Source organism: Allobosea sp. MMO-172, from assembly GCF_037147855.1.
GTDB lineage: Bacteria > Pseudomonadota > Alphaproteobacteria > Rhizobiales > Beijerinckiaceae > Allobosea.
In genome coordinates this window covers 64274-85699 of record NZ_JBBCUM010000001.1, presented here as the reverse complement: position 1 = coordinate 85699, position 21426 = coordinate 64274, and the positions used below count along the sequence as shown (strand labels likewise).

Below are 21426 nucleotides of genomic sequence, written 5' to 3'. Positions count from 1 at the left end.
CCGCCTCTGGCCGGGTGAACGGAGACACTGCGCCCATCATTTACCAATTGGAAGGGTAGTGGACCCCTGGAGCCTTGGAAACCCATTTGACCGCGCGATTCACAAACGTCGTTAACGCCTCGTTTACCATCAGGGCGCTTCCTGAAGGGCATGAGACCGGCCGATGCGGCCATTTGATGACCCGTTTTCAAGAGTTCCCGACATGACCGAGAAGGCCATCGATTTCGCCTATCTCTCCAGCCAGACCGCTGGCGATCACGAACTTGAACGCGAATTGCTCACACTCTTTGCCCAGCAATGCGTCGTCCACCTCCGCGCGATCCATGGCAGCGCCGACCGGCAGGAGCGGATGGATGCGGCCCATACCCTGAAGGGAGCGGCCCGTGCTGTCGGCGCCTGGCACGTCGCCGAGGCGGCCGACCGCATCGAGGAGAGCCTAGCCGGACCGCAGCAGCAGGCGAGCGAGAGTGCGCTCGATGCGCTCGCTTTGGCCGCCGCCGAGGCGAGGGCGGCCATCGCGCGCTTCGACTGCGCCGCCTGAGCGGGTGGCTGCGGCGCGAAACCCCGTTCCGTGCCGCTTTGAAATGCTCTAAGCGGAGGCCGTCATCGCGCCGCTGGAGTCCTTCATGCCGAATATCACCTTCATCGACGCTCAGGGCGAGAGCCGCACCGTCGAGGCCGAAGCCGGCTCGACCGTGATGGAGACGGCGATCCGCAACGCGATTCCCGGCATCGAAGCGGAATGCGGCGGCGCCTGCGCCTGCGCCACCTGCCATGTCTATGTCGACGACGCCTGGACCGCTGCCGTCGGCCCTGCCGAGCATATGGAAGAGGACATGCTGGACTTCGCCTTCGACGTCCGCCCCAACTCGCGCCTCTCCTGCCAGATCCGCATCCGCGACGATCTCGACGGCCTGATCGTCCGTACGCCCGAACGCCAGGGTTAGTCCTGCCGATCTAGTCCGGTGCGCGGCGCCGCGCCGCATCCCGCATTTTGCGCTGGATCATGGCGCAGGCGGTGGCAAACTCCATGGTGGTTGCACAACCAGCCTAGGAGGATGCGATGTACAGATCGATCATGGTCCCCGTGGATCTCGCCGAAGCCGATCTCGCTCAGCCGGCGATCGCGGCGGCCGTATCCTTCGCCAAGATTTCCGGGGGAAAGGTGCGGCTGGTCTATGTCCGCTCGCTGATCCCGGTCACCTACATGGAATTCGTGCCGGCCGATTTCGATTCCGAACAGCAGGAAGATGCCGAGGCGAAGCTCGCCGAGATCGCGGCGAAGGTCGATCTCCCGGCGGAGCAGGTTTCGGCCAAGGTGCTGATCGGCTCCGTCCATGGCGAGGTATTGGCCGAAGCCGATGCCGGCGGCATCGACCTCATCGTCATCGGCTCGCATGAGCCCGGCATGCTCGCCTATGTCATCGGCTCGAACGCCTCGGCCATCGTGCGCCGGGCGAAATGCTCGGTGCTGGTCGTCCGCTGAGCTTTAGCCCGTCCCGCCGGGGACGAGGCTTTCAGGCACTTCGCCGGTCGCGAGTTCGCGCGGCCGGTTGAGGCTGACCAGCGGCCAGACCTGCCAGAACGAAGCGGCGATCAGCAGCACGCCGAGCAGGCCGGCATTGGTTGCGCCCTGCTGGAAGGCGCGCAGCGTGAACGCCGTCAGCATCAGCAGCGAAAGCGCGCCGACGACGGCGACGCCGAGCCAGATCGGCTTCGGCCGCCCGGCGACGAAGCGGGCGCGCGGATTGGCCCGCGCGATCGCGGCCGACAGCGCGGTGACGAAGCGGTGGTAGCGCGGGTCGTCGCGGTCGAGATCGGTCAGCGAGCGCCAGGACAGGTTGCCGAAGGTCACTGTGCGGCCGTCGCTGAGCCTGAGCTGCGTCTTGTAGCCCTTCGACGAGATGTTGCCGGGCGCATAGATGAAGCGCACCTGCTCGACCGCGCTGAGGCGGATGCTGTCGACGCGGCGCGTCCGGTCGACTTCCAGCGTATCGCCGTCGAGCTTGTAGGCGATCTCGAAGCCGACGGGCTTCGGCCGCTGGCGCCAGCTCGGGGCAGGGGCGTCGTCGTCTTCGTTCATGACCGTATTCGTCACCGCGCCAGAACCTTCATCGCGCCATCGAGCCCGTCGAGCGTCAGCGGGAACATGCGTCCGCCCATCAGCCCGCCGATCTGGCGGATCGACTGGGTGTAGTTCCAGAGATTCTGCTGCACCGGATTGAGCCAGACCGATTTCGGAAACTTGGTCGCCAGTCGCTCCATCCAGACTTCGCCGGCCTCCTCGTTCCAATGCTCGACCGAGCCGCCGGGCATCGCGATCTCGTATGGGCTCATCGATGCATCGCCGACGAAGACCAGGCGGTAATCGGATGGATAGGTCCTGAGTACGTCCCAGGTTGCGATCTGCTGGTCGTGCCGCCGGCGGTTCTCCTTCCAGACCCGCTCATAGGGGCAGTTGTGGAAGTAGAAATGCTCGAAATGCTTGAACTCGGCCCGTGCCGCCGAGAACAGCTCCTCGGCCAGCTCGATATGCCAGTCCATCGAGCCGCCGACATCGAGGAAGAGCAGCACCTTCACGGCATTGCGGCGTTCTGGCCGAAGCTTGACGTCAAGATAGCCGTGCCGGGCGGTCTCGGAAATCGTGTTGTCGAGGTCGAGTTCCTCGGCCGCGCCGGTGCGGGCGAAGCGGCGCAGGCGCCGGAGCGCGATGCGCATGTTGCGCAGGCCGAGTTCGCGCGTGTCGTCGAAATCCTTGAACTCGCGCTTGTCCCAGACCTTCACCGCCCGGAAATTGCGGTTCTTGTCCTGGCCGATGCGGATGCCTTCGGGATTGTAGCCATAGGCGCCATAGGGCGAGGTGCCGGCCGTGCCGATCCACTTGCTGCCGCCCTGGTGCCGGCCCTTCTGCTCGTCGAGCCGCTGTTTCAGCGTCTCCCAGAGTTTCTCCCAGCCCATCGCATCGATCTGGGCCTTCTCTTCGTCGGTCAGGAATTTCTCGGCGAGCTTGCGCAGCCATTCCTCGGGAATGCCGGCTTCCTCGATCGCCTGCTGCAGCGTCTCCATGCCCTTGAACACCTGGGCGAAGATGCGGTCGAACTTGTCGAGATGGCGCTCGTCCTTCACCAGCGTGGCGCGGGCGAGGTAGTAGAATTCGTCGACGCGATGTTCGGCGAGATCGGCTTCCACCCCTTCGAGCAGCGTCAGGTATTCGCGCAGGGTCACGGGGACCTTGGCGGCGCGCAGATCGGTGAAGAGGCGAAGGAACATGCCGCTAATGTGAGGGCATGGGGCGCCGGGTCAAGCAGCGTCCGCATTCTCGTGCGAACGCTGCTCGATCCCGATGGCTGGCTTTACGCCACCGCGTCGGCGAGGTCCTTGGTGACCTTGAACTTCACGACGGTCTTGGCGGGGACCTTGATGGTCGCGCCGGTCGAGGGGTTGCGGGCCTCGCGGGCTTCGCGCTTGGCGGCGGAGAGCTTGCCGATGCCGCCGAGGGTGACGTCGTCGCCCTTCTTGAGGGTCTTGGCGACGGTCGCGCCGAGCGAGGCCAGGATGGCCGAGACGTCGGCCTTGGTCTTGCCGGTCTCTTCGGCGATGGCGGCGATCAGTTCGTTCTTGGTCATGAAATCCTCCTTGAGAAGGTTGTTCAGGCGTCGCGTGTTGGATGACGGCCGTTCATGCTCGTTTCCGGCATGAGCGGCCGCGACACATGGGTGCCATTCGCGGCGCGCAACTCACGCAGTTGCCACGGCTAACGCGGAAAGACGATGCCCGCGGCGGTAGATACGCACAGGAAACGGCTTCGTTCCATCGATTTCAGGCGGGAACGGGCCCATTTTAGAGCCGGAACAAGCTTCTGCGGCCAACTTGACCAATCGTCAGGTGCCGAGGCCGGCGAATCGCTGCGGCGGCAGGTCGGGCCGCCGCAGCGAAGGTGCCGGATCAGGCCTGGATGCCGTCGACGTACCAGTCCATCTTCGAGAGCATCTCGTCGCTGGCGGTCTCGCCGGCCTTGAGGCGCACGACGCCCTTCTGGTCCTTGAGCTCGCCGGTGAACGGATGGAGCGTGCCGGCGATGATGGCCTTGGTGACCTCGTCGGCGGCAGCGCGGGCCGCGGGCGTGACCGCGTCGTTATAGGGCGCGATCTTGACCATGCCCTCCTTGAGCCCGTGCCAGACGGCGCCGGTCTTCCAGGTTCCGTCCATGGCCTCCTTGACGCGCTTGATGTAGTAGCCCGACCAGTCGTCGACGATCGCCGAGAGATGCGCCTTGGGCGCGAAGGACCTCATGTCGGAGGCCTGGCCGAAGGCGAAGACGCCGCGCTGCTCGGCCGCCTGGAGCGGGGCGGCGGAATCGGTGTGCTGGGTGATCATGTCGGCGCCCTGGTCGATCAGCGCCTTGGCCGCGTCGGCTTCCTTGGCCGGATCGTACCAGGTCGAGGCCCAGACGACCTTGGTCTTGAAGTTCGGGTTCACCTTGCGGGCGGCGAGGTGGAAGGCGTTGATACCCATCACCACTTCCGGAATCGGGAAGGAGGCGACATAGCCCGCCTGGCCGGTCTTCGACATATGGCCGGCGATGGTGCCGATCACGGCGCGGCCTTCGTAGAAGCGGGCATCGTAGGTCGCGACGTTGTCGGCGCGCATATAGCCGGTGGCATGCTCGAAATGGATCTTCGGGAACTGCTTGGCGACCTGGATCGTCGGGTTCATGAAGCCGAAGGAGGTCGTGAAGATCAGCTGGTTGCCGGCCTGCGCGAGCTGGCGGATGGCGCGGGCGGCGTCCGGCCCTTCGGCGACGTTCTCGATGAAGCTCGTCTTGATCTTCGCGCCGTATTCCTTCTCCAGCGCGAGCCGGCCCTGGTTATGCGTCCAGGTGTAGCCGTGGTCGCCGATCGGGCCGACATAGACGAAGCCAACGCCAAGCGGGGCCTGCGCCGAGGCGCCGCGGCCGAGGATCGGCAGGGTGGAGGCGGCAGCCGCGCCGAAGGTCAGCCTGCGGCGGGTGATGATGCTGGTCATGTCCTAAAAACTCCCCGTTTTTGGGTTGCGGCGTCAGGACGCCGAGAAGGGTTTGCCGAGGCAGGCGGGCGCGTCGAGCCGGCCGGTCTTCCGTCCTAGCGACATCATGGTCAGAACTGCAATCGTCGCAAGGTAGGGGGCCATTGCCAGCACCTCCGGCGCGAGCCATGTGACGCCGGCCGCCTTGAGCTGCAGTTCGAGCGTCATCACGGCGCCGAAGAGATAGGCCCCGAGCAGCAGGCGCCCCGGCTTCCAGGCCGAGAATACGACGAGGGCAAGCGCGATCCAGCCGCGCCCTGCGGTCAGGCGGTCCGCCCACATCGGCGTCAGCGCCAGCGAGAAATAGGCTCCGCCGAGCCCCGCCAGCGCGCCGCCGAAGGCAACCGCCGCATAGCGGATGGCGACCACGGGGTAGCCGATCGCATGGGCGGAGGCGTCGTTCTCGCCGACCGCGCGCAGGATCAGGCCGGGTCGCGTCCGGCGCAGGAACCAGCTGACGCCGGCGACGAGCGCGAGCGAGAGATAGACGAGGATGTCGTGCCCGAAGATCACGCGCAGGATCGGATGCTCCGACAGCGCCGCGGGAAACACCGGCTGGAGCCGCGTGATCGTGCGTCCGACGAAGCCCGCGCCGATCAGCGACGACGCGCCGATGCCGAAGATCGTCAGCGCGAGCCCGGTCGCGACCTGATTGGCGGTGAGCGAGAGCGCCAGCACGGCGAAGACCATCGAGGCCGCGATGCCGGCCGCCATCGCCGCGACGAGGCCGATCCCGGTGCTGCCGGTCGAGAAGGCGACGGCGAAGCCTGCGACCGCGCCGCAGAGCATCATGCCCTCCACGCCGAGATTGAGCACGCCGGCCTTCTCGGCGACGAGCTCCCCAAGAGCGGCCAGCAGCAGCGGCGTCGAAGCCGCGATCAGCGTCATCAGGATGGAGGCGAGCATCGCGGAGGTCATGCCGCCCTCCGCTTGAAGGCGATCCGCCAGCGCACCAGCACGTCGGTGGCGAGCAGCATGAAGAGCAGCGTGGCCTGAAACAGGCCGGTCGCGGCCTGCGGCAGCCGGACCGTCGATTGCGCGATCTCGCCACCGACATAGGTTCCCGCCAACACGATACCGCCGAAGACGATGCCGAGCGGGTTCAGCCGGCCGAGGAAGGCGACGATGATCGCGGTGAAGCCATAGCCGACCGGGAATTGCGGCGTGAGCTGCCCGAACGGGCCTGCGGCCTCGAACAGCCCGGCAAGCCCGGCGAGCGCGCCGCTGATCAGGAGTGTGGCCCAGGTCGTGCGCGCGGCGCTGAAGCCACCATGGCGGGCAGCGGCCGGTGCAAGGCCGACGACCTTGATCGCGTAGCCAGCGGTGGTCTTCTCCATCAGCAGCCAGGCGATGACCGCGAGCACGAGCGCGGCGGGGATGCCGAGATGGACGAGCGTCCCTTCCAGCACCGTCGGCAGGGTCTGGTCGGCGGTGAACATCCGCGTCTGCGGGAAATTGAAGCCGCCCGGGTCCTTCCAGGGTCCGCGCACGAGGAAATACAGGAACTGCACGGCGACATAGGTCAGCATCAGGCTGGTCAGGATCTCGCTGACCTGCAGCTTGACGCGCAGGAAAGCCGGGATCGCGGCCCAGGCCATGCCGCCGAGAATGCCGGCCAGCACCATAGCGGGCAGGATCCACCATCCCGTCATGTCATAGGTCAGGAGGGCGACGCCGGTGCCGGCGATCGCGCCCATGACGTATTGCCCCTCGGCGCCGATATTCCAGACATTGGCGCGGAAGCCGATGGCCAGCCCCAGCGCGATCATCACCAGCGGCGCGCCCTTGACGCCGATATCGCCCCAGCGCTGCGGTTCCAGGAAGGGCGTCAGGAAGATGCTCTCGACCGCGTGGAAGCCGTCATAGCCCATGGCGGTGAAGACGATCATGCCGATGAGCATGGTGAGCCCGATCGCGATCAGCGGGCTCGCCAGCAGCATCAGCGTGCTGGGTTCGCGGCGGCGGCGCCATTCAAGCATGGGTTGCCTCCGCGCCATGGACGCCGCCCATCATCAGGCCGATCTCGTCGATGCCGAGGCTCGCGACCGGGCGCGGCGCCGAGAGGCGCCCCTCGTTGATGACGCAGAGCCGGTCGGCGAGTTCGAGCAGTTCGTCGAGGTCCTGCGAGATCACCACCACGGCCGAGCCCTTGGCGGCGAGGTCGACGAGCTCCTGCCGGATCGCGGCGGCCGCGCCGGCATCGACGCCCCAGGTCGGTTGCGAGACGACGAGCACGGCCGGCTGCTGGCCGATCTCGCGGCCCATGATGAATTTCTGCAGATTGCCGCCCGAGAGCGAGCGGGCCAGCGCCGCGTTGCCGGTGGTCCGCACGTCGAAGAGCTTGATCACGCTGTCGGCGAAGCGCTTGACGCTGCCACGGCTGATGAAGCCATGCGGCGCCAGCGGCAGGCGATGGCGGGCGGTCAGGACGCCGTTATCGGCGAGCGAGAAATCCGGCACGGCGGCATGGCCGTTGCGCTCTTCCGGGACGCAGGCAAGGCCAAGCGCCCGGCGCGCGCCTGCGCCATCCAGGCCGACCGCCTTGCCGTCGAGCCGGATCGCTTCTGCACCGGCCGCGAGCTGCTCGCCCGAGAGCGCGGTCAGGAGTTCGGCCTGCCCGTTGCCGGCGACGCCGGCGATGCCGAGGATTTCGCCGGCCCGCGCCTCGAAGGAAACGCTCTCCAGGTCGGTGCCGAACGGCGGCTCGCCAGGCAGTGACAGGCCCTTCACCTCCAGCCGGACGGCGCCGGTCCCTGCCGCCTTGCCGTGCTCGATCTTGCGCAACTCCGCGCCGATCATCAGCTCGGCCATGCGCTTGGTCGTCTCGACCTTGGGGTCGCAGGTCGCGACGACGCGCCCGCCGCGCAGGATGGTCGCGCTGTCGCAGAGCGCTTTGATCTCGTGCAGCTTGTGCGAGATGTAGAGGATCGAGCAGCCCTCGGCCGCGATCTGGCGCAGCGTCGCGAACAGGCGCTCGACCTCCTGCGGCGTCAGCACCGAGGTCGGCTCGTCCATGATCAGCAGCTTCGGCTTCTGCAGCAGGCAACGCACGATCTCGATGCGCTGGCGCTCGCCGACCGAAAGCGTATGGACCTCGCGCTCCGGGTCGAGCGGCAGCGAGTAGGATTGCAGGATCGCGGCGACCTGGGCCTTGAGTTCCTCGCGGTCGACCGCCTCATCGAGCCCGAGCGCGATGTTCTCGATCACCGTCATCGCGTCGAACAGCGAGAAATGCTGGAAGACCATGCCGATGCCGAGTTTGCGCGCGGCCTTGGGCGAGGGGATCGCGACTGGCGAGCCGTTCCAGGAGATGGTGCCTTGGTCGGCCTGCTGGACGCCGTAGATGATCTTGACCAGCGTCGACTTGCCGGCGCCGTTTTCGCCGAGCAGGGCGTGGATTTCGCCGGGTTGGACGCTCAGGCTGATGTCTTCATTGGCTTTGACGCCTGGAAAGCTCTTCGAGACATGGGCGAGCGCCAGCCGCGGCGGCACCTTCTGCTCACGCGGCTGATTCATGTCGCGAACGTCTCCCTTTCGCCGGCTCCCGGCGGCCAAGCAAGCAACGCACCAGCTCGGCTGCCGTCAAGGCCGCGATCACCTCCGGGCGCTTGTCGTCCACATCCGAACCGCCGATCGGGCAGGTCAGGCGCGCCAGCGTCTCGCGCCGCCCGCCGCTGCGCAGGAAGCCGGATTCGAAGCGGGCGCGCTTCGTGGCCGAGCCGATCATGCCGACATAGGCCGCATCGCCACGCGCCAGCGCCGCCTCGGCCAGCCGGTAGTCGAGCGCATGGCTATGCGAGAGCACGACGAAGGCTGCCCCAGCCGGTGCGCTCGCGATCGCATCGACAGGGTCGGCCATGCGGATGCAGGTGACGGCGGCGGGCAGCCCGCTCATGACGTCGTCGCGGTCGTCGATCAGCGAGGCGGAGACGGGCAGGGGCGCCAGTGCATGCGCCAGCGCGCGGCCGGTATGTCCGGCGCCGAAGATCAGGACGGGCGGCCGGGCCGCGGCCTCCGCTTTCTCGCGCGCGCCGAGCAGGGCGATCTCGGCCGCGCCGGCATGACGAAGCGACACGCGGACCCTCCCGCCGCAGCACTGCCCCATCTGCGGCCCGAGCGGGATATCAAGCAGCTGGTCCTCGGCTCCGTCGCTCAGCATGTGCCGGGCGATGTCGATGCAGTGGAATTCGAGCTGCCCGCCGCCGATGGTGCCGGCGACGGCGTTCGGGCTGACGGCCATGCTGGCGCCGGCCTCGCGCGGCGTCGAGCCTTCCGCGGCTTCGATGCGGACGAGAACGATGCCGTCGCGCTGATGGGCTAGCAGGAAGGCGGCGAGGGTCATCGTGCGGCCTCCGCCCTGACCCGCTCGACCGCATCCAGTATGCGCTCGGGCGTCGCGGGCGCATCGAGGCGCGGGCAGATGCGATGATCGCCGACGCTCGCCACCGCATCGGACAGCGCGTGCAGAACAGAGATCGCCAGCATCAAGGGCGGCTCGCCGACGGCCTTGGAACGATGGATCGTCGGTTCGCGGTTGGGCGCATTCTCCAGCAGATGCACATTGAAGATGCGCGGCCGATCGGAGGCGACGGGAATCTTGTAGGTCGAGGGCGCATGGGTCCAGAGCCGGCCTTGCCCGTCCCAGACCAGCTCCTCGGTCGTCAGCCAGCCCATGCCCTGCACGAAGCCGCCTTCGATCTGCCCCTTGTCGATCGCCGGATTCAGCGATTGCCCGCAATCATGCAGGATATCGACACGCTCGACCTTGTATTCGCCGGTCAGCGTATCGATCGCGACCTCGGTCGCCGCGGCGCCATAGGCGAAATAATAGAACGGGTGGCCGCGCCCGGCCTTGCGGTCCCAGTGGATCTTGGGCGTCGCGTAGAAGCCCGTCGCGGAAAGCTGGACGCGGGCCATATAGGCGGCGGCGATGAGCTCCTTGAAGGGGATCTCGCGGGGACCGACCTTCACGCGCCCCGGCAGGAAGGCGATGTCCTCTGCTTCGACCTGCCAGTGCTTCCCCGCGAATTCACTCAATCGCTTCTTGATCGTCTCGCAGGCATCAAGCGCTGCCATGCCGTTGAGGTCGGAGCCGGAGGAGGCGGCGGTGGCGGAGGTGTTCGGCACCTTGCCGGTGGTGGTCGCGGTGATCTTGACCTGATCGAGCCCGATGCCGAAGGCATGCGCCACCACTTGCGCCACCTTGATATAGAGCCCTTGCCCCATCTCGGTGCCGCCATGGTTCAGCGCGACCGTGCCGTCAGTATAGACATGGACCAGCGCGCCGGCCTGATTGAACCATGTGGCGGTGAAGGAGATGCCGAACTTCACCGGCGTCAGCGCGATGCCCCGCTTGACGATGGCGCTCGTCTTGTTGGCCTCACGGATCGCCGCCTTGCGGGCCTGGTAATCGCAGCGCCGCTCCAGCTCCGCGATCACCTCGCCCGCGATATTGTCCTCGACCGTCTGGTGATAGGGCGTCACGTCGCGACCGGCTGCGCCATAGAGATTGCGCCGGCGCACCTCCAGCGGATCGAGCCCGGTCGCATAGGCGACCTCCTCGATGAAGCGCTCGGCCCCGACCATGCCTTGCGGCCCGCCGAAGCCGCGGAAGGCGGTGTTCGAGCAGGTGTTGGTGAAGAGCGGCTCCGAGCGGGCGCGCACCGCCGGGTAGAAATAGCAGTTGTCCATGTGAAAAAGGGCGCGATCGGTCACCGGCCCCGACAGATCGGCGTTCCATCCGCAGCGCGCCGCATAGACGGCATCGAGCGCATGGATGCGGCCTTCGTCGTCGAAGCCGATTTCGTAATCGCAGACGAAGTCGTGGCGCTTGCCGGTGATCGCCATGTCGTCGTCGCGGTCGGGCCGCAGCTTCACCGGCCGCTTCAGCTTGCGGGCCGCGATGGCCGCCACGCAGGCGAAGAGATTGGCCTGCGTCTCCTTGCCGCCGAAGCCGCCGCCCATGCGCCGGACCTCGACGGTGACCGCATGCGAGCCGACGCCGAGCACGGCCGCGACCATATGCTGGACCTCGCTCGGATGCTGGGTCGAGACCAGTACGGCCATGTCGTCGTCCTCGCCGGGGATGGCGAGCGCGATCTGGCTTTCCAGGTAGAAATGCTCCTGGCCCCCGATCGCCATCACGCCCTTCAGCCGGCGCGGGCTTGCGGTCATGGCGGCCGTGATATCGCCGCGCTCCAGCTTGAGCGGGGCGGTGACCAGCTTGCCGCCGGCCTCGCGGGCGGCCGCGATGTCGATCAGCGGCGTTTCCTCGGCGTAATCCGCCTTCGCCAGCGCCGCGGCATGGCGCGCCTGCTCGCGCGTTTCGGCCACCACCGCAAAGAGCGGCTGGCCGTGGAACAGGACGACATCGGTGGCGAAGACCGGCTCGTCATGCAGATGCGTCGAGGAGATGTCGTTCGCGCCGGGGACATCCGCCGCCGTCAACACGGCAACGACGCCCGGCGCGGCGCGCACGGCATCGACATCGAGCGAGAGCAGCCGGCCATGAGCGATCGTGCTCGTGCCGAGATAGGCGTGCAGCAGCCCCTCGGGCGCGGCGATGTCGTCGATATAGAGCGCTTCGCCCGCGACATGCTTGGGTGCGGAATCATGGATGCGGGAGCTGCCGACCGGGCCGCTCTCTAGTCCTATATCGAGCTTGCGGCGTGCGTCACCCATGGGCGGCCTCCGCCAGCAGGCCGGCGACCCGGGTCTGCGTCTGCGCCTGCGTCGTTTCGATCAGAAAGCGGCGCAGCAGGTTGCCGGCGATCTTGAGCCGATACTGCGCCGATGCGCGCATGTCGTCGAGCGGCGTGAAATCCTGCGCGAGGGCTGCGATGGCCGCTGCGACGGCCGCCTCGTTCCAGCGTTGACCGACGAGCGCGGCTTCGGCCGCTGCCGCCCGCTTCGGGGTGCCGGCCATGCCGCCATAGGCGAGGCGCGCCTCGCCGATGCGGCTGTCATTGCCGAGCGTCAGCCGGAAGGCGCCGCAGACGGCGGAGATATCCTCGTCGAAACGCTTCGAGACCTTGGAGGCGTGGAACTGGACGCCCTCCGCCAGCTTCGGCACCAGCACGGCCTCGACGAATTCGCCCGGGCGCCGGTCCTGCGTGCGGTATGCGATGAAGAAGCTATCGAGCGGGATGCTCCTGCGCTCGAGGTCGGTTTCGCTGTGCCGCGCCAGCACCAGCGTCGCATCGAGCGCGATCAAAGCTGGCGGCAGGTCGCCGATCGGCGAGCCATTGGCGATGTTGCCGCCGATCGTGCCGGCATTGCGCACCTGCTCGCCGCCGAAGCGGCGCATCAATTCATCGAGCTGCGGCGAGAGGGCGCCCAGCGCTTCACGGACGTCGATATGGCTCGCCATCGCCCCGAAGCGGAGGTGATCGCCCTCGTCGGTGATGGTGCGCAGCGCCTCGATCCGGCCGAGATAGATGACCGGGTCGAGCCGCTTCATCGCCTTGGTGACCCAGAGCCCGACATCGGTCGCACCGGCCACAAGCGTCGCCTGCGGATGTGCCAAGACAAGTTCGGCCAGCGCTTCGACAGTCGCGGGCGCATAGAAACGACCGCCTTCGCCTTGCAGGGCGAGTGTCTCGGTGTCGTTCAGTCCTGCAAGCCGGGCTGCGACGGCCTCGCGCTCCAGCAGGAAGCGGTCCGCCTCGCGCGGCGCGATCGCGTCCATGCTGCGGCCAGCGGCGATGATCGGCTCATAGCCGGTACAGCGGCAGAGATTGCCGGCAAGCGCATCCTCGATGCGGCCGATGCCCGGCTCGGCTTCGTTTAATCTGAGCGCCAGCAACGACATCACGAAGCCGGGCGTACAGAAGCCGCATTGCGAGCCGTGGCAGTCGACCATCGCCTGCTGGACCGGGTGCAGGGCGCCATCCGCCCCCTTCAGATGCTCGACGGTAAGAAGCTGGCAGCCATCCAGCGTCGGCAGGAAGCGGATGCAGGCATTGATCGCCTCGTAGCGCAGTCGGCCGCGATCGAGCCGGCCGACGACGACGGTGCAGGCGCCGCAATCGCCCTCGGCGCAGCCTTCCTTGGTGCCGGTCATGCGCTGGTCGAGGCGCAGCCAGTCGAGCACGGTGAGCGTCGGATCGCAGGTTTCGATCTCGAGCAGCCTGTCGCCGAGCAGGAAGCGCAGCGTCTCACGCATCCCGTCCGCTCCGTTCGCAAAGCCAAATCATGCCTGCAGATTAGGCATGATCCGCGCTTGGCCGGAAGCTTCGATTTGGTGCAGATGTGATGTGGAATTGTGCCGGAGCTGCCGATCGTGACTTCATCTGCCGCCCTGCGTGCCCTGCGCGGCCGCCTGCTCTGGTTCGTCGATGATCCGCGGACTGCCGGCGAGGCCGCGCATCGCTTCATCGAGGATGGTTTGCTCGTCATCGAGAACGGACTGATCAAGGCGGCCGGTGAAGCGCGGGACCTGCTGCGGACGCTGCCGGCCGATACGGAGATCGCCGACCATCGCCCGCATCTGATCATGCCGGGCTTCATCGACGCCCATATCCACATGCCGCAGACGCAGGTCGTCGCCTCCTATGGCGCGCAACTGATGGAATGGCTGAACAAATACACCTTCATCGAGGAGCAGAAGCTTAGCCACCAAGGCCATGCCGAGAAGCTTTCGCGCTTCTTCCTCGACGAGCTTCTGGGCAATGGCACCACAACGGCAGCGGTCTATTGCTCAGTGCATCCGCAATCGGCCGAAGCCTTCTTCACGGAATCGCAGCGCCGCAACACCCGCATGATCGCCGGCAAGGTGATGATGGACCGCAATGCGCCGGAGGCGCTCACCGACACGGCCGAGAGCGGCTATCGCGATTCGAAGGCGCTGATCGCCCGTTGGCACGGCAAGGGCCGGCAGCTCTATGCGATCACGCCGCGCTTCGCGATCACCTCGACGCCGGAACAGATGGCGGCGGCGGGCAGGCTCGCGGCCGAGCATCCCGACTGCCATGTCCAGACCCATATCGACGAGAACCGGGCCGAGATCGCCTTCGCTCGCGAGCTTTACCCGGAAGCCGCTGATTACGCCGATATCTACAGAAGCTACGGCCTGCTCAGCCCGAAGAGCTTGATGGGTCACTGCATCCACATGACCCACAACGAATGGCAGGCTTTCGCGGAGACCGGCGCCGTCGCGGTGTTCTGCCCGACTTCGAACCTCTTCCTTGGCTCAGGGCTGTTCGACTGGGCTCATGCAAGGCAACGCGGCGTCAAGGTCGCGGTTGCGACCGACATCGGCGGCGGCACGTCCTATTCGATGCTCAGGACCATGGCCGAGGCCTACAAGGTGCTGCAGCTTCAAGGGCAAAGCCTGTCGGCTTTGGACGCCCTGCATGCGATCACGCTGGGCAATGCCGTGGCGCTCGGCCTCGATCACCTGATCGGCAGTTTCGAGACCGGCCGCGAGGCGGATGTCGTCGTGCTCGATACGGGCGCGACGCGGGCGATGGCGCATCGCATGGAGACGGTGCGCGATCTGGCGGAGGAGCTCTTCGTGCTCGTCACGCTGGGCGACGAGCGCAATGTCGCGGCGACCTATGTGATGGGGGAATTGGCTGCCGGCGCGTCATTCTCGGGCGGCGCTTAGCGCCATCCGTCATGGTCGGGCTTGTCCCGACCATCCACGTCTTTGCTGATCGAAGGTCGCGTTCAAGACGTGGATGCTCGCCACAAGGGCGAGCATGACGCCATCAAGCGGGCCGAAGGGCTCAGCCCAGCACGCCGCCCTTGCGGGCGTAGTCGATATAGATCTCGCGCAGGCGTAGCGCGGTCGGGCCAGGCGCTCCGTTATGGATCGTGTGGCCATCGATCGTGGTCACCGGCATGACGAGGCTGGTCGCGGAGGTGATGAAGGCCTCCTCGGCATCGAGCGCCTCTTCCAGCGTGAACTCGCGCTCCTCGAAGCTGAAGCCGGACTCGGCGAGATAGGCCAGCACCGCCTTGCGGGTGATGCCCGGCAGCACCTTGTTAGAAAGCGGACGCGAGATCAGCGTCTTGCCCTTGACGATCCAAGCGGTGGAGGAGGCGCCCTCCGTCACCACGCCGTCCTCGATGAGCCAGGCTTCCTGCGCGCCGCTTTCCAGCGCGAACTGCTTGGCGAGCACGGGGGCGAGCAGGTTGACGCTCTTGATGTCGCGGCGGGCCCAGCGCAGGTCCGGGGTCGAGACGACCTTGATGCCGGTCTTGGCCGTCGGCGCATTCACGAAGTTGCGGGCCTGGGTGAACATCACCAGCGTGGGCGCGACATCCTTCGGGAACGGGAAGTCGCGATCGGCAGCGCCGCGCGAGACCTGCAGATAGATGCCGCCCTCGTCCAGAGCGTTGCGCTTGATCAGCTCCTCATGGATCGCGACGAGCTCGGTCTTCGACCAGGGCAGGGCAAGCCGGATTTCGCCGCAGGAGCGCTCGAGCCGGGCCAGATGCGCCTCGCAATCGACGAGCTTGCCGCCGATGACAGCCGAAACCTCGTAGATGCCGTCGCCAAAAATGAAGCCGCGGTCGAAAACGGAGATCTTGGCCTCTTCCTCGGGAAGATAGGCGCCATTGACGTAGACGATGCGGCTCATCGATGCGGACTCGCTGATTGGAAGGGAACGCCGGACCTTCCTAGCGAAGCTTGACGCCGCTTGCGAGCCTCAAGGCGGGGAAACGGCCCGGCGTCTGATGCAGGGCCGGCTGCCCACTCGATGGTTTCTATGGGAACATGCGGGTCATCCCGGGCGACCGCAGGGAGACCCGGGATCCATTCCGGAACATGTCTCGGTGAGGTTCCGGAATGGATCCCGGATCTCCGCTTCGCTCCGTCCGGGATGACCGGGGAAAGGGGAGTTCAGAAAAGCTAGGCCTTCAGGCTCAGGAACCGCGTCGGGATCGCGCCGCGCAGGTTCTGCTCGAAGCCCGAGAGCTTCGGCGAGACCAGATTCTTGGTCGAGTAGTGCAGCACCGGGATCCAGGGCTCCTCGCGGATGACGATGCTGTCGGCCTCTCGCAGGATCGCGGCGCGGCGGGCGATGTCGAGCTCCTCGGCCGCGAGCTTCATCAGCGCGTCGAATTGCGGGTTCCGGTACTTGCCGATGTTGAAGCCGGCATTGTCGCTCTCGAACAGGAACAGGAAGTTCTGCGGGTCGGAATAGTCGCCGATCCAGCCGTAGCGGGCGACGTCGAAATCCCCGCCGTCGCGCAGATAGGCGAAATGCGTGCGGAAATCGGTCTCGACGAAGCGGGTCTCGACGCCGATGGCGCGCCACTGCTCCGCGATGGCCTCGGCCGTGCGGCGGTTGTTGCCGGTGGTGTTGAAGCGGAACTCGACCTGGAGCGGCACGCTGCCGAACCCGGCCGAGGCGAGCAGGCGCCTGGCCTCGTCCTCGCGCTCCAGCACCGAGGCATGGCGGAAATCGAGTTCGGCCCGCTCGCCGTAATTGCCGATATGCGGGGGGATCACGCCATAGGCCGGCAGCATCGTGCCGCCCCAGATCCGGTCGGCGATGAATTCGCGGTCGATCTGGAGCGAGAGCGCCCGCCGGACGCGCTCGTCGTCGAAGGGCGGCTTGGCGCTGTTGATGATCAGGAAATAGGTCGCGAGATAGGGGCCGATCCGCACCTGATCGCCGAGTTTCTCCTTCAGGCTCTTGAACTGGTCGGCGGGAATGTCCGTCGTCAGGTGCAGCTCGCCGGCCTGGAAGCGCCGCGCCGCCGCGGCAAGATCGGAGGCCGGGTAGAAGATCACGGTGTCGATCTTCACATCGGCGGCTGCATGGAAATGCGGATTGCGGTCCAGCCGGATATGCGAGTTCGGCGCGAACTCCCGGAGCATGTAGGGGCCGTTGGTGATCCAGTTCTCCGGTCGCCCGGGCTCCTGCGCCGCTTTGGCTGCGCTGGCCGCGTGGACGGGCAGGGCGCTCTGATGGGTCAGCAGTTCGAGGAGATAGGGCGTCGGCCGTTCCAGCACGATCTCCAGCGTGCCCTCGTCGGGCGCGCTGACGCCGAGCGCTTCGAGCGAGGAGCCGGCGGCGGCCTTGTGGATCGCCTCGGCATTACGGATCGGGAAGAGCAGGTTGGCGTATTTCGCGCCGGTCTCGGGATTGACGATGCGCCGGAAGGAATAGACGAAATCCGACGCCCTGACCGGGTCGCCATTCGACCATTTCGCGTTGCCGCGCAGCTTGAAGCGCCAGCTCCTGCCGTCCGGGCTCATCGTCCAGCTCTCGGCGACGCCGGGCACGACCTCGCCCTTCATGTCGTGGATGACGAGGCCCTCGCGCAGATCGCGCAGCAGATGGGCTTCCGCGACGGTCGAGGTCTTGTGCGGATCGAGCGTCTCGGGATCGCCGTCATTGCCGCGATGGAAGACGATGCGGCCCTGCGCAGCGGCAGCACGCGTCGCGGCCAGGATGGCGGCGAAGGCCAAGGGGGCGTGGCGGCGCGTGACGTCGAGCATGGCAACCTCCCTCAACCGGGCACCGTTGCGAGCGATGCCCGGCTTCAGGGGAGTAGACCCTGTCGCGTTGAGTCTGCCAAGCGCGAAAACGACGGCAGGGCCGTGGTTTTCGCGTCTTGATTGTCAGGGGTTGGCTATAGGCTCACTTGCCCGCCGCGGCCGCGGCTGCGCTCTCCTGCGCCTCGACCACCGCGACGGCGGTCATGTTGACCACGCCGCGGGCCGTCACCGAGCCGGTGAGGATATGCGCGGGCTTGGCCGTGCCGATCAGGATCGGGCCGACCGGCAGGGCATCGGCCATCACCTTGGCGAACTGGTAGGAGATGTTGGCGGCGTCGAGATTGGGGAAGATCAGGACGTTCGCCATCTCCTTCAGCGTCGAAGAGGGCAGGACGCGCTCGCGGATCAGCGGCACGAGGGCGGTGTCAGCCTCCATCTCGCCATCGCATTCGAGATGCGGCGCCCGCTCGCGGATCAGCTTCAGCGCCTTGCGCATCTTGAGCGAAGACGGGGTGTCGGCCGCGCCGAAATCGGAATGCGAGAGCAGGGCGATCTTCGGGTCGATGCCGAAGCGCTGGACATGGTCGGCAGCGAGCACGGTCATGTCGGCGATCTCCTCCGCCGTCGGATCATGCTTCACATGGGTGTCCGACAGGAAGAAGGCGCCCTTGTTGGTGATGATGAGCGTCATCGCGGCGATGTCGCAGACGCCCGGCGCCAGGCCGATGATGTCCTTGATATGCCGCAGCCGCGACATGAAGCGGCCTTCGAGGCCCGAGATCATCGCGTCCGCTTCGCCCCGCGCCACGGCGAGCGCCGCGATCACGGTGTTGTTGGTGCGCACGAGCGAGCGCGCCGCCTCGGGCGTGATGCCGCGCCGGCCGGCGATCTCGAGATAGCTCTGGACGTAGTCGCGATAGCGCGGGTCGTCCTCGGGATTCACCACCTCGAAATCGACTCCCGGCCTGAGGGTCAGGCCGAAGCGCTGGATGCGCGTCTCGATCACGCTCGGCCGGCCGATCAGGATCGGAACAGCCAGCCCTTCCTCCAGCGCGACCTGAGCGGCGCGCAGCACGCGTTCATCCTCGCCCTCGGCATAGATCACGCGCTTGGGATCGGCCTTGGCCTTCTGGAACAGCGGCTTCATCAGGAAGCCGGAGCGGAAGACGAAGCGCGAGAGCTGCTCGCGATAGGCCTCGACATCGACCAGCGGCTTGCGCGCGACGCCGGTGACCATCGCGGCTTCCGCGACGGCCGGGGCGATGCGCATGATCAGGCGCGGGTCGAACGGGTTCGGGATCAGCGAGTTCGCACCGAAGGTCGAGGCCTCGCCGCCATAGGCGCGGGCCGCGATGTCGGAAGTCGCCTCGCGGGCGAGCGAGGCGATGGCGCGCACGGCGGCGAGCTTCATCGCCTCGTTGATCGTCGTCGCCTGAACGTCGAGCGCGCCGCGGAAGATATAGGGGAAGCAGAGGACGTTATTGACCTGGTTCGGATAGTCCGAGCGGCCGGTGCAGATCATCGCGTCGGGGCGCACGGCGAGCGCGTCTTCCGGCGTGATCTCGGGATTGGGGTTGGCAAGCGCCAGGATCAGCGGCTTCGGCGCCATCTGCTTGGCCATCTCGGGCTTGAGCACGCCGGCCGCGGAAAGGCCGAGGAAGATATCGGCGCCGCCGATGACGTCGCTGAGGGTGCGGGCGTCGGTCTCCTGCGCATAGACCTCCTTCCAGCGGTCCATCAGCGTGTTGCGGCCCTTGTAGACCACGCCGTCGATATCGCTGATCCAGATGTTCTTGCGCTGCGCCCCAAGCTCGACGAGCAGATTGGTGCAGGCGAGCGCCGCGGCGCCCGCGCCGGAGACGACGATCTTGACGTCGGCGATCTTCTTGCCCGCGAGATCGAGCCCGTTCAGGACGGCAGCGCCGACGATGATCGCCGTGCCATGCTGGTCGTCATGGAAGACCGGGATCTTCATCCGGGCCTTGAGCTGCTCCTCGATCTCGAAGCATTCCGGGCCCTTGATGTCCTCGAGATTGATGCCGCCGAAGGTCGGCTCCAGCGCCGCGACGACCTCGACGAATTTCTCGATGTTCTTTTGCTCGACCTCGATGTCGAAGCAGTCGATCCCGGCGAATTTCTTGAAGAGGACGGCCTTGCCCTCCATCACCGGCTTGGAAGCGAGCGGGCCGATATCGCCGAGGCCGAGCACGGCCGTGCCGTTGGTGATGACGGCGACGAGGTTCTGGCGCGAGGTCAGCTCGGCGGCCTCGGAGGGATCGTCGACGATCGCCTCGCAGGCGGCGGCGACGCCGGGCGAATAGGCGAGCGCGAGGTCGCGCTGGTTGCCGAGCGGCTTGGTCGCCTGGATCTCGAGCTTACCGGGCCGGGGCTGACGGTGGTAGACGAGCGCGCCCGAGCGCAGATCGGTGGAGAGCGTGCTTTTCATCGGTGGCGACCCCAGCATCCGGAGCAAGGGAGGTCGCGCGGAAACGCTGCGGCGTCAAGCCTTGGAATGCCCCTAATCCGCAAAGCACCTTGTGCCATGGCGGCGGCGTTCCGGCTCAACCGATTGAATTTGAATCAATCTGTGAAGCGCCTGAAGCGTCGTCGCAGCCGGCGCCTGCAAGCGATTCATCCGATTCGGAAAATCGTCCTGAACAGCGGCTCGGACGGATCAGAACGCCTTGAAGGTGATGATCGTATGCGTGTCGGCGATCTCGGGAATCGACTGCACCTTCTGCGCGACGAAATGGCCGATGTCGACATCGGCTGCGACGTGGAACTTGGCCAGGATGTCGTAATTGCCGGCGGTCGAATAGATCTCGGAGGCGATCTCGCGATCGGCTAGTTCGCTGGCGACCTCGTAGGTCTTGCCGAGCTTGCATTTGATCTCGACGAAGAAGGTCTGCATCGCGCGCTCCGAAACTCTGTTGGGTCTGGATAGAATCTTCGACGCCGGAAGATCAAGCGCCCGCGAGCGCGGCGATCCGCCGGGTCATCGCGTTCTCTGGGTCGGTCAGCCCGGCGATCACGGTGAAATGGTTGGCGCCGGGAATTTCCTCATAGCGCGTCGTCACGCCCTCCAGCCCCCAGACATCGACGAGCCGGCGGCTCTGCCGGTGATACTCGTCGCTCTCGGCGCCGCCGACCACCGCATCCATGGTCAGGCGCGACGGGGCCGGCCAGAACAGCGGGCTTTCCAGTTCCGCGGCAGCGAGGTCGAGATTGAGCGCCTTGTTAATGCTGGTCTCGACGAGGGGTTTCAGATTGTAGAGGCCGGAGATGCCATAGGCCGCCGGCACGAGCTGATCCGGCAGGTCGGGATCGACATTCTTCCAGTCGGTGGCGAGCGTGCAGGCGCTGAGATGGCCGCCGGCGGAGTGCCCCGTCGCGATTACCGGCAGGCCGAAGCGCCGCCAGAGCGCCGCTGCCGCCTGCTGCAGTTCCCAGACGATATGGCCGAGATGGACCTGCGGGCAGAGATCGTAGCCGATGACCGCGACCGGCAGGCCCAGCCGGTTCAGCCCGCGCGCCATATGCGAGAAATAGCTGCGGTCGAGCGCCTGCCAGTAGCCACCATGGATGAACATCACCAGCGCGTTGCCGCGGATCGTCTCGGGCTTGAACAGGTCATAGGCCTGGCGCGCGCCCTCGCCATAGGAGACATCGAGCTCGCACAGCGCTTCACCGCGATAGGCGGCGGCATCGGCCTGCCAGCCGGCGATGATGCCGGGATGTTCCGGCACGCGGGCGCGGTTATTGTATTCGGTCTCGTAGTCCGGCGACATCGGTCTTCCATCGCTGAAGGGCGCGGGTCTGCTGGGCGGCACCGTGGCAGCCCGGCGCGCTTCGCGCCAGCGCTTTTGACAGGATCCCGCTCCGGCGCCAAAAGGCGGCAAGCCCAT

The 21426-nt window shown here is 66.6% G+C and carries 19 protein-coding genes; 4 read left to right on the top strand and 15 right to left on the bottom strand.

The features are described from left to right. The first annotated feature begins 202 nt into the window (after nt 1–202). The 3 genes from WFK61_RS00395 to WFK61_RS00385 all read left to right on the top strand — a co-directional run bounded on the left by WFK61_RS00395 (nt 203) and on the right by WFK61_RS00385 (nt 1486). Nucleotides 203–541, top strand: a complete 339-nt coding sequence (locus tag WFK61_RS00395) for an Hpt domain-containing protein (RefSeq protein WP_336809525.1) — start codon at nt 203–205, stop codon at nt 539–541. 85 nt (nt 542–626) lie between these two features. Continuing rightward, nucleotides 627–947 (top strand): 2Fe-2S iron-sulfur cluster-binding protein, encoded by a 321-nt coding sequence (locus WFK61_RS00390; RefSeq protein WP_336809523.1) that lies wholly within the window; start codon nt 627–629, stop codon nt 945–947. 116 nt (nt 948–1063) lie between these two features. Beyond that, the gene (locus tag WFK61_RS00385) at nt 1064–1486 is read left to right on the top strand and encodes a universal stress protein (RefSeq protein WP_291652199.1); all 423 of its coding nucleotides are present in this window, start codon (nt 1064–1066) and stop codon (nt 1484–1486) included. Between the two features lie 3 nt (nt 1487–1489). Here the strand turns inward: WFK61_RS00385 and WFK61_RS00380 are convergent, their stop codons facing one another. From WFK61_RS00380 to xdhA, 10 genes are all read right to left on the bottom strand, one after another. Beyond that, nucleotides 1490–2083, bottom strand: a complete 594-nt coding sequence (locus WFK61_RS00380) for a hypothetical protein (RefSeq protein WP_336809522.1) — start codon at nt 2081–2083, stop codon at nt 1490–1492. 11 nt (nt 2084–2094) lie between these two features. Further along, a complete protein-coding gene (locus WFK61_RS00375; protein ID WP_336809520.1) occupies nt 2095–3270 on the bottom strand; it encodes a vWA domain-containing protein in 1176 nt (391 codons plus the stop codon). An 83-nt stretch (nt 3271–3353) separates the two neighbouring features. Continuing rightward, nucleotides 3354–3653, bottom strand: a complete 300-nt coding sequence (locus tag WFK61_RS00370; RefSeq protein ID WP_336810081.1) for an HU family DNA-binding protein — start codon at nt 3651–3653, stop codon at nt 3354–3356. A 292-nt stretch (nt 3654–3945) separates the two neighbouring features. Continuing rightward, a complete protein-coding gene (locus WFK61_RS00365; protein WP_336809518.1) occupies nt 3946–5025 on the bottom strand; it encodes a BMP family ABC transporter substrate-binding protein in 1080 nt (359 codons plus the stop codon). 33 nt (nt 5026–5058) lie between these two features. Next, nucleotides 5059–5982 (bottom strand): ABC transporter permease, encoded by a 924-nt coding sequence (locus WFK61_RS00360; RefSeq protein WP_336809516.1) that lies wholly within the window; start codon nt 5980–5982, stop codon nt 5059–5061. Next, the gene (locus tag WFK61_RS00355; protein WP_336809514.1) at nt 5979–7043 is read right to left on the bottom strand and encodes an ABC transporter permease; all 1065 of its coding nucleotides are present in this window, start codon (nt 7041–7043) and stop codon (nt 5979–5981) included. Before WFK61_RS00355 ends, WFK61_RS00360 begins: the two co-directional genes overlap by 4 nt. Next, nucleotides 7036–8580, bottom strand: a complete 1545-nt coding sequence (locus WFK61_RS00350; RefSeq protein WP_336809512.1) for an ABC transporter ATP-binding protein — start codon at nt 8578–8580, stop codon at nt 7036–7038. Before WFK61_RS00350 ends, WFK61_RS00355 begins: the two co-directional genes overlap by 8 nt. Next, nucleotides 8564–9406: a xanthine dehydrogenase accessory protein XdhC gene (gene xdhC / locus WFK61_RS00345; RefSeq protein WP_336809510.1), complete on the bottom strand. Its 843-nt coding sequence runs from the start codon at nt 9404–9406 to the stop codon at nt 8564–8566. The genes WFK61_RS00350 and xdhC overlap by 17 nt, the downstream gene beginning before the upstream one ends. Continuing rightward, nucleotides 9403–11745 carry a xanthine dehydrogenase molybdopterin binding subunit gene (xdhB, locus tag WFK61_RS00340; protein ID WP_336809508.1) on the bottom strand — a complete coding sequence of 781 codons (2343 nt, stop codon included), beginning with the start codon at nt 11743–11745 and terminating at the stop codon, nt 9403–9405. Before xdhB ends, xdhC begins: the two co-directional genes overlap by 4 nt. Further along, nucleotides 11738–13228, bottom strand: coding sequence for a xanthine dehydrogenase small subunit (gene xdhA / locus WFK61_RS00335; RefSeq protein ID WP_336809506.1), 1491 nt, complete (start codon nt 13226–13228; stop codon nt 11738–11740). The genes xdhB and xdhA overlap by 8 nt, the downstream gene beginning before the upstream one ends. Nucleotides 13229–13345: 117 nt before the next feature. Between xdhA and guaD the strand changes: the two genes are divergently transcribed. After that, nucleotides 13346–14671, top strand: coding sequence for a guanine deaminase (gene guaD, locus WFK61_RS00330; protein WP_336809504.1), 1326 nt, complete (start codon nt 13346–13348; stop codon nt 14669–14671). A 121-nt stretch (nt 14672–14792) separates the two neighbouring features. Here the strand turns inward: guaD and WFK61_RS00325 are convergent, their stop codons facing one another. From WFK61_RS00325 to WFK61_RS00305, 5 genes are all read right to left on the bottom strand, one after another. Then, nucleotides 14793–15650: a D-amino-acid transaminase gene (locus WFK61_RS00325; protein WP_336809502.1), complete on the bottom strand. Its 858-nt coding sequence runs from the start codon at nt 15648–15650 to the stop codon at nt 14793–14795. 272 nt (nt 15651–15922) lie between these two features. Further along, complete coding sequence (locus WFK61_RS00320) at nt 15923–17521, bottom strand: peptide ABC transporter substrate-binding protein (RefSeq protein ID WP_336809500.1); 1599 nt, start codon at nt 17519–17521, stop codon at nt 15923–15925. 142 nt (nt 17522–17663) lie between these two features. Beyond that, nucleotides 17664–19967, bottom strand: coding sequence for an NADP-dependent malic enzyme (locus WFK61_RS00315; protein WP_336809499.1), 2304 nt, complete (start codon nt 19965–19967; stop codon nt 17664–17666). Nucleotides 19968–20195: 228 nt separating this feature from the next. After that, nucleotides 20196–20432 (bottom strand): Lrp/AsnC ligand binding domain-containing protein, encoded by a 237-nt coding sequence (locus WFK61_RS00310; RefSeq protein WP_038361355.1) that lies wholly within the window; start codon nt 20430–20432, stop codon nt 20196–20198. 52 nt (nt 20433–20484) lie between these two features. After that, a complete protein-coding gene (locus WFK61_RS00305; protein WP_336809497.1) occupies nt 20485–21309 on the bottom strand; it encodes an alpha/beta hydrolase in 825 nt (274 codons plus the stop codon). Between the last annotated feature and the right edge of the window lie 117 nt (nt 21310–21426).